This window comes from Pseudonocardia pini, assembly GCF_013870575.1.
In the GTDB taxonomy this organism is placed as follows: domain Bacteria; phylum Actinomycetota; class Actinomycetes; order Mycobacteriales; family Pseudonocardiaceae; genus Pseudonocardia; species Pseudonocardia pini.
On sequence record NZ_JACBXB010000227.1, the window covers coordinates 1 to 7322 of the forward strand.

At 71.1% G+C, this 7322-nt stretch carries 7 protein-coding genes; 1 reads left to right on the forward strand and 6 read right to left on the reverse strand.

Features of this window, described 5'->3' with window-relative positions:
- The 6 genes from H5J29_RS14820 to H5J29_RS14845 all read right to left on the reverse strand — a co-directional run.
- A partial coding sequence (locus H5J29_RS14820; RefSeq protein ID WP_181781544.1) for an MlaD family protein occupies positions 1-899 on the reverse strand: 899 nt, incomplete at its 3' end.
- Positions 896-2167: an MlaD family protein gene (locus H5J29_RS14825; protein WP_181781545.1), complete on the reverse strand. Its 1272-nt coding sequence runs from the start codon at positions 2165-2167 to the stop codon at positions 896-898. The genes H5J29_RS14825 and H5J29_RS14820, both read right to left, overlap by 4 nt.
- Positions 2167-2949, reverse strand: coding sequence for an ABC transporter ATP-binding protein (locus tag H5J29_RS14830; protein WP_181781548.1), 783 nt, complete (start codon positions 2947-2949; stop codon positions 2167-2169). Before H5J29_RS14830 ends, H5J29_RS14825 begins: the two co-directional genes overlap by 1 nt.
- Positions 2950-3096: 147 nt before the next feature.
- Positions 3097-3963 (reverse strand): ABC transporter permease, encoded by an 867-nt coding sequence (locus tag H5J29_RS14835; protein ID WP_246393884.1) that lies wholly within the window; start codon positions 3961-3963, stop codon positions 3097-3099.
- A 13-nt stretch (positions 3964-3976) separates the two neighbouring features.
- On the reverse strand, positions 3977-4834 hold the full coding sequence (locus H5J29_RS14840; RefSeq protein WP_246393885.1) for an MlaE family ABC transporter permease: 858 nt from the start codon (positions 4832-4834) through the stop codon (positions 3977-3979).
- Positions 4835-5057: 223 nt separating this feature from the next.
- Positions 5058-6311: a LuxR C-terminal-related transcriptional regulator gene (locus tag H5J29_RS14845; protein ID WP_181781546.1), complete on the reverse strand. Its 1254-nt coding sequence runs from the start codon at positions 6309-6311 to the stop codon at positions 5058-5060.
- A gap of 335 nt (positions 6312-6646) precedes the next feature.
- Between H5J29_RS14845 and H5J29_RS14850 the strand changes: the two genes are divergently transcribed.
- Positions 6647-7322, forward strand: a 676-nt coding sequence (locus H5J29_RS14850) for an NAD-dependent epimerase/dehydratase family protein (RefSeq protein ID WP_181781547.1), incomplete at its 3' end; no start/stop codon positions are given.

Genomic DNA, 7322 nt, shown 5'->3' on the forward strand with positions numbered 1-7322 from the left:
GCCGGGTCCGCCGAGTCCGCGAAGGCCTGCAGCTCCTGGCTGATGGCGACCAGGTTGTCGGTGGTGGGCCGCAGGTTCCCCAGCGTGACCGACGCCGACTGCGCGGTCCCCGTCAGGTCCGCGAGGGTCTGGCGGGCCGCCGAGAGGGTCGACGGGAGCTCGGTCAGGGTGGCGCGCAGCTGCGCGTCCCGCTGGGCGGTCGTCGCGAGCAGCGACTTGGCCGAGCCGACGAGCCCGTCGAGCTTCCGGCCGTCGTCCGCGGCCAGGGCCGACGTCACCGGCTGGACCTGGTCGACGACCCGGCCCAGCAGCTCGTTCTGGTCCGACAGGACCGACACGAGCTTGTTCGTGTCGCCCATCGCCGGGGCCAGTGCGGCGAGCGTCATCTGGATGTTCTCGCCGTTGCCGTCGGTGCCCTGTCCCAGGGTGGTGACCAGCGAGGCGAGCCCCGCCGCGGTCGGGTCGTCCAGGGTGTCGAGGATGTCCTGCAGGTCCTGGGCCTGGCCCGTCCTGTCGGCGGTGATCGACTGGTTCCGCGGCAGCTCGGGCGCGCCCGCCGTGCCGGGGTCCAGGTCGATGTAGCGCTCGCCGAGCAGGCTCAGCGGTGCCACCTTCGCCGTCGCGTCCGTGTGGACGGGCAGCGCCCGCGCGTCGACGTGCAGCGGCACCAGCGAGAGCTTGCGGTCCGGCAGGTAGTTCGGCTCGCCGATCTCGCCGACCGTCACGCCCTTCACCTTGACCTGCTGACCGGCCAGGATCGGGCTGACGTCGGCGAACTCCGCCATGATCACGCGGCCGTCGTCCTCGGCGGACTGCAGCCCGGAGGCGGCGCCGGTCGCGGCGACCAGGGCCACTGCCGCCACGGCGATGATCTTGACCTTCGAGATCCCCATGCTCATCGGGGTCCCTCCCCGCCCGCGTCGACCGGCCCGTTGCCCGCCGTGTCGAGCGCGCTGTACGGCGCCGGGGTGTCCTCGTGCTGGATGCCCGGCGGCGTCACGCCCGGGTTCACGTTCGGGCTGGTGGTGCCCTCCTGGGCGAAGATGCGCATGTAGCGGCCGTTCGAGTCGTAGTTCTGGCCCGCGCCGCCCCAGTTGGTGAGGAAGCTGGTGACGTCCGGCGTGTACGGCCGGAGGAAGTCCAGCGCCGGGGTGTAGGCGTCCGCCGCGGTGCTGAGCCCGGGCAGGGCGCCGTGGGCGGAGTCCAGCAGGCCGGGGGTGCGGTCCAGGAGCAGGGACGCCGACTCGAGCGTCGGCTTCAGGTCCGCGACCAGGGGCCGCAGGTCGGCGAGCAGCGGGGCCAGCTGCTCGGAGACCCCGGGCAGCTTGGCGGTCGCCGACTCCAGGTCGGACAGCAGCGGCAGGGTCTCCTCGGTGACGCCGGGGACCCGGCCGAGCGTGCCCTGCGCGATGTCCAGTGTGCCCGGCAGCTTCTGCAGGGCGGCCCGGAGCTGCTCGCGCTGGGCGGCCATGGCCTTCGAGCTGGCCGAGAGGTCGGTGACGACCCCGCTCAGCGCGTCCTCACGCTTCGCGATGGTCGCCATCGTGGAGTTCAGGTCGGCCACCAGGGCGTTGATCGCGGGTCCGTCGGTCCCGATGCCGCGGAGCACCTCGCCGACCGCGGCCAGCGCGGGGCCCGCGGTCTGCAGGGTGCCGTTGAGGTCCTGCTCGTGGCCGTCCACGGTGGCCTGCAGGGTCTCGGTCAGCGAGCCGAGCTTCTCCCGGGTCGCCGGGTCGAGGGCGGCCAGGACGTCGGCGACCTCGGTCGGCTTGGGGAAGTCACCCTCGACCATCCCGCCGCTCGGGATCTCGGCGTTGCCCTCGGGACCGTCCTCGATGAAGAGCAGCCGCTCACCGACGAGCGCCTTCCACTGCACGTGGAAGAACGCCCCGGCGTGGAGCGGCGCGAGCGCGTTGTCGAGCGAGACCGTGATGACGGCCTGGTTGCTCTCCGGCTCGATGGTCTCGATGGACCCCGCCTCGAAGCCGTCGATGTAGACCGGCGCCCCCTCGATGAGGTTCGGGTTCCCGGCGGGCATGACCGCCGTGACGGTGTAGCGGCCGCCGCCGCTGAACGCGACGACCAGACCGGCCACCACGAGCAACACGAGCACACCCGCGACGATCGGGACGACCGGGCGGGACCGCGTTGTCTCTGCGGCGGCCATCAGTCCATGCCCAGCGGACCGGCGGACTGCCCCGCGAGGAACTGCTTGACGAACGGGTCCTGGTGCTCGAAGGCCTCGTGCGCGGGGCCGTAGTGCACGACCTCGCCCTTCCAGATCAGGCCGACGTAGTCGCTGACCTTGCGGGCGGTCTTGATGTCGTGCGTGACCAGCAGGTACGTCCCGCCGTGCTGGCTGTGGACGTCCATGATGATGTCGCACAGCAGGCTCGTGCGGACGGGGTCGAGGCCGGAGTCCGGCTCGTCGAACAGCACGATGTCCGGGTTCATCACCAGCGCCCTGGCGAACCCGGCGCGCTTCTTCATCCCGCCGGAGACCTCGTTCGGCGCCTTGTGGGCGGCCTTGGCGAGCCCCACCTCGTCGAGCGCCTTCATCACGATCTGCTCGATCTCCTTCTCCGGCTTGCGCGTGTGCTTGCGCAGCGGGAAGGCGACGTTGTCGTAGAGGTTCATCGAGCCGAACAGCGCGCCGTCCTGCCAGCAGACGCCGAACCGGGTGCGCATGTCGTAGCGCTCGTTCTCGCCCATCGACCAGATGTCCTGGCCGCCGACGAGCACCTCGCCCGCGTCCGGGGCGAGCAGCCCGACGAGGTGCTTGATCAGCACCGACTTTCCGGTACCCGACGGGCCCAGCACCGTGGTGATGGCGTTGTGCTGGAAGTCGAAGTTGATGTTCTTGAGGATCTGCGCCGACCCGAAGGACTTGGCCAGGCCGTGGACCTGCAGGATCGGGTCGTCACCGGGCTGGAAGGCGCGGGTCTCCATGGACCAGCCGGGGCCACGGGTGGCCTCGGCCACGGCGGCGAAGCGCTCGGTGGGGGGATCGGTGAAGTTCGGGGAGGGCACGGGGGTTCTCCAGGGGGAGCCGGAGCCGGCGGGAGCGGGGAGCTGGGGGCCGGCGGAGGGGGGAGATCAGTTGGCGATGGGCGAGTTGGCGTCCAGGCCCCAGAAGGCCAGCGTGCCGATGGTGCCGATGACCGAGATGAGGACGAGGTTGATGATCATCGACTTGGCCGTCGCGCGGCCCACTCCGACGGGACCGCCGCGTGCGTTGTAGCCGTAGTACAGGCCGACGCCGACGATGACGATCGACTCGGCCATGATCTTGCACATCACGGCGAACGAGTCGTAGGGACTCTGATAGAGCCAGAAGAGGTAGAGGAACCCGCCGGGCGAGACGCCGCCCAGGTTGACGACGGTGATCAGGTACATCGCGCAGTAGAGGATCGCGAGCCCCACCGCGTACATGAACGGGACGGCGATGATGGTCGCCGCGATCCGGGTGCCGACCAGGTAGGACTTGGACTTGATGCCCATGACCTCCATGGCGTCGACCTCGTCGGCGATGCGCATCGAGCCGATCTCGGCGACGAAGCCGCAGCCGACCTTGGCCGCGAGGATCCAGCCCCACATGTAGACGGACAGCTCGCGGAGCCCGCAGTAGGCGTCGAACACCGCGGAGTACAGCGGAGCGCCGATCTGCTTGAGCGTGTAGCTGGCCTCCAGGCCGCACTGCCCGCCCATGATGAACATCATGAACCAGATGATCAGCGCGGAGCTGAAGATCATGATCCCGGCCTGGCGGAACACCTCGGGGACGTAGCGCCGGAACATGTCCGGGAAGTCCTTGACGGTGTCGGCCGTGAAGCGGCCGATGTCCCCGGCCTCCTCGAAGCCGTTGCGGATCCGGGTGGTGATCGCCGAGAGGCCGAGGTCCACGTCCTTCGGCGCGGGCGCCTTCAGGTCCTCGGGGCCGTTCCGGTCGTCGAGCATCGTCATGGGATCGGCCTCCTTACTTGTAGACGCTGATCTGGGGGTTGAGGCCCAGCAGCGTGAGGGTGAAGACGAAGTTGATGACCCAGATCCCGGCGAAGGCGATGACCACCGCCTGGTTGACCGCCTTGCCCACGCCGATCGGGCCGCCCTTGGCGTTGAGCCCGACGTAGGAGCACACGACGCCGATGATCAGGCCGTAGAGCGCGCACTTGACGACGCTGCCCCACAGGTCCGCGGTGTTCAGCAGGTCGAACAGGCTGCCGTAGTAGGCGGCGTAGCTGGCGTCGAAGATCGGGCCCGCCGCGACCCAGCCGCTGGCCAGGCCCACGACCAGCGCCATGATGTCCAGCACCGCCGTCATGATCACGCAGGCCAGCACCCGGGGGAGCACCAGCGTGCGGATCGGGTCGACGCCCAGGACCTCCATCGCGTCGATCTCGTCGCGGATCCGGCGGGCGCCGAGGTCCGCGGTGATCGCCGTGCCGACGACCCCCGCCACGACCATGCCGTTGATGAACGGCGCGAACTCCCGCACGCTGGCGAACTCGAAGAACGAGCCGAGCCGGTACGGGATGCCGAAGACGTAGAAGATGGCGCCACCGGTCAGGCCGGGGGCGCCGAAGCCGAAGCCGAAGGCCGCCAGCGACATCGGCAGCCACGTCAGCTTGAGGATGTCGAAGCACTGGTCCCGGACGTCGCCCCAGTAGCCCACCGGATGGCGGACGGCCATGACGAAGACCTTGACCATCAGCTGCCACATCTCGCCGGCCGTCACGAACGGTCCGGCGATGCGGCTCAGTCCGCCGCCCGTCCTACGGCGGGCCGGCACCGAGGCCCGGTCGGGCTGCTGGGCGATCGCCCCAGGCGCGGTCATCGCTCTCCCTCGAGTCGATCCGTAATCACTCTTCGTAGTCGAGTGACAACGGACTGCGTCTAGTCGGGAGTCTCGCGAACAGCCGCCGTGGCGCACACCTCCCGTTGGGGGCGGTTCACCCTCCCCCTTGGGGGGTACGTCCGCGACCACCCCCTGACCGTCCACAGACGACAGTCGCCCCGGCCCCGACGGTGTCGGGGGCCGGGGCGACCGGGGGACGGGCTCAGCGCCAGGACTCGCCGGGGCGGGCGTGCTCCCGCGGCCCCTGCCCCATCCGCAGCCAGTGCGACACGGCCTCGGCCCGGTTGGCGGCGCCGAGCTTGCGCAGGATGTGCTTGACGTGCGACTTCACGGTGCCCTCGGAGATCACGAGGCGGCGGGCGATGCGGGCGTTGGTGTCGCCCGCGGCCATCAGCCGGAGCACCTCGACCTCGCGACGGGTCAGGGTGGGGTCGACCGGGGCGTTCTGCAGGAACTGCTCCACCCCCGCCGTGACCCGCGGGCGGCGCGGCTCGGCCGCGAGCACCGCCGTGTCCGAGCCCCACAGGCCCTGGGCCCCGCAGTCCCGCCCCACCTCGGTCACCCGGCGCGCCAGGTCGTCCATGTCGGTCCGGAGGCCGTCGAGGCGGTCGAGCACCATCGTGCGCGACAGGGCCTGACCGAGGCCCTCGGTGTACATCGCGAGCACCTGGCGGTCGGACTCGTCGAGGTTGCGCTGCTGGTAGTAGCAGTCGACGTGGACGAATCCCGCGACCTCGCCCTCGAGCAGGATCGGGGCCGCGGAGTAGCTGCGAGACATCGAGGCGTCGGCGATGGGGCGGTGCACCCCGGGCCGGTCCTGGACCTGGTCCACGAGGATCGGCATGCGGCGCCGGACCATCTCGGTCTCCACCAGCGTGCCGTTCAGCACCTGGGGCTGTGCGCGGCCGACCTCGAGGATCTCCTCGGCCCATTGGTGGTCCTGCTCCACGTGCACCCGCTCCGGGATCCATAGCGAGTCCTCGACCCGCGAGATGATCGACCGGTCGAACCCGAGGCTGCAGGCGGTGGCGGGGGCGAGGTCGACGAGCGCCTTGCTGCTCTTCGCCTCGCCGAGCAGGGACAGCGCGTCCCGCACCCGACGGAAGGCCTGGTCCCGGTAGCGGACCTGGGCCACCAGGATGCGCTCGTCGACCTCCCTGACCGACTGCAGCAGCGCCACGATGTCGGCGCTGACCGAACCCTCACCGGTCGCGGCGGTGCTCACGGCGGCCACCGCCGAGGTCCAGATGGAGCCCAGCACGGCGCGCGCCGACGGGTAGTCGACCACGTGCTCGGGATGGGGGAGGGCGTCGAAGGAGAACTCGCGGCGGGCGGCCAACAGCAGCTCGACGACCTCGTCCGCCTGGGGCTTCGAGAGCCGGTGGCCCTGCACGGGCCAGGCCCCACCCGAGTCCCGGCGCCGCATCATCGCCACCCGCGTCTGTTCTCCGTCCATACCGTCCTCCTCCTCGAGGTCAGCATCCGACAGCGCCATCGCCGTTTGCCGGTACAACGAGCCACCACCCGATCGGGTTCGTGAATCCTCGGACCAATCAACGGTCAGAGTTGACCGTAACTGGCGACCAGGCACACCATGCCGGAAACCACCCCGTCGTGGCAAACACCACGCCCGTGCTCCCCGAACAGCACCTCGGCCGGGAGGTCCAGGGTCATGGCCAGGTGAGTCCTGGTGGGAGGCCACGGGCGCAGGGATACCCCGGGCGCCGACGACTCGGGTTGGGGATCCGCTGCCCGGGTAGGCGGACACGTGGGACGAACGAGGGGACCGACGTGACCGCACGCCGACCGCGGGTCGTGGTGACCGGCGCGACCGGGAACGTGGGGGTCGCCGTGCTCCGCCGGGCCGCGGCGGCCGGGACCCACGACCTCGTCGGGGTGTGCAGGCACCTCCCGGACGCCGTGCCGCCCTTCGACGCCGCCGCCTGGCACGCCGCCGACCTCGCCGCCCCCGAAGCGGTCGGGACGCTCCGGGAGGCCTTCGCCGGCGCCGACGCCGTCGTGCACCTGGCGTGGATCATCCAGCCGGAGGGCGACGTCGCGGAGTCGGCACGCGTGAACCTCGACGGGACCCGGGCGGTGCTGGCGGCCGCGGCGGAAGCCGGTGTGCCGCAGGTGGTCTTCATGTCGTCGGTCGCGGTGTACCCCGAGACGCCCGGGGGCGTGCCGGTCGGCGAGGACGGGCCCCGGCCCGGCATCGCGGGCTCGGCCTACAGCGAGCAGAAGGTCCGGGCCGAGGAGCTCCTCGACCGGTTCGAGGCGGACCGTCCCGAGACGGTCGTGACCCGGCTGCGCGCCGGGCTGATCGTGCAGCGCGAGGCCGCGCGGGAGATCACCGGGATGTTCGTGGGGCGGCTGCTGCCCCGGCCCGTGGTGCAGGCGCTGCGCCGTGGCGTCCTCCCGCTGGTCCCGCTGCCCACCGGGCTGTGGGTCCAGCTGGTCCACTCCG

Excerpts from the sequence above, each read along its gene's own strand:
- H5J29_RS14840 (WP_246393885.1), bottom strand. The coding sequence starts at position 4,834 with ATGACCGCGCCTGGGGCGATCGCCCAGCAGCCCGACCGGGCCTCGGTG.
- H5J29_RS14845 (WP_181781546.1), bottom strand. The coding sequence starts at position 6,311 with ATGGACGGAGAACAGACGCGGGTGGCGATGATGCGGCGCCGGGACTCG.
- H5J29_RS14825 (WP_181781545.1), bottom strand. The coding sequence starts at position 2,167 with ATGGCCGCCGCAGAGACAACGCGGTCCCGCCCGGTCGTCCCGATCGTC.
- H5J29_RS14830 (WP_181781548.1), bottom strand. The coding sequence starts at position 2,949 with ATGGAGACCCGCGCCTTCCAGCCCGGTGACGACCCGATCCTGCAGGTC.
- H5J29_RS14835 (WP_246393884.1), bottom strand. The coding sequence starts at position 3,963 with ATGACGATGCTCGACGACCGGAACGGCCCCGAGGACCTGAAGGCGCCC.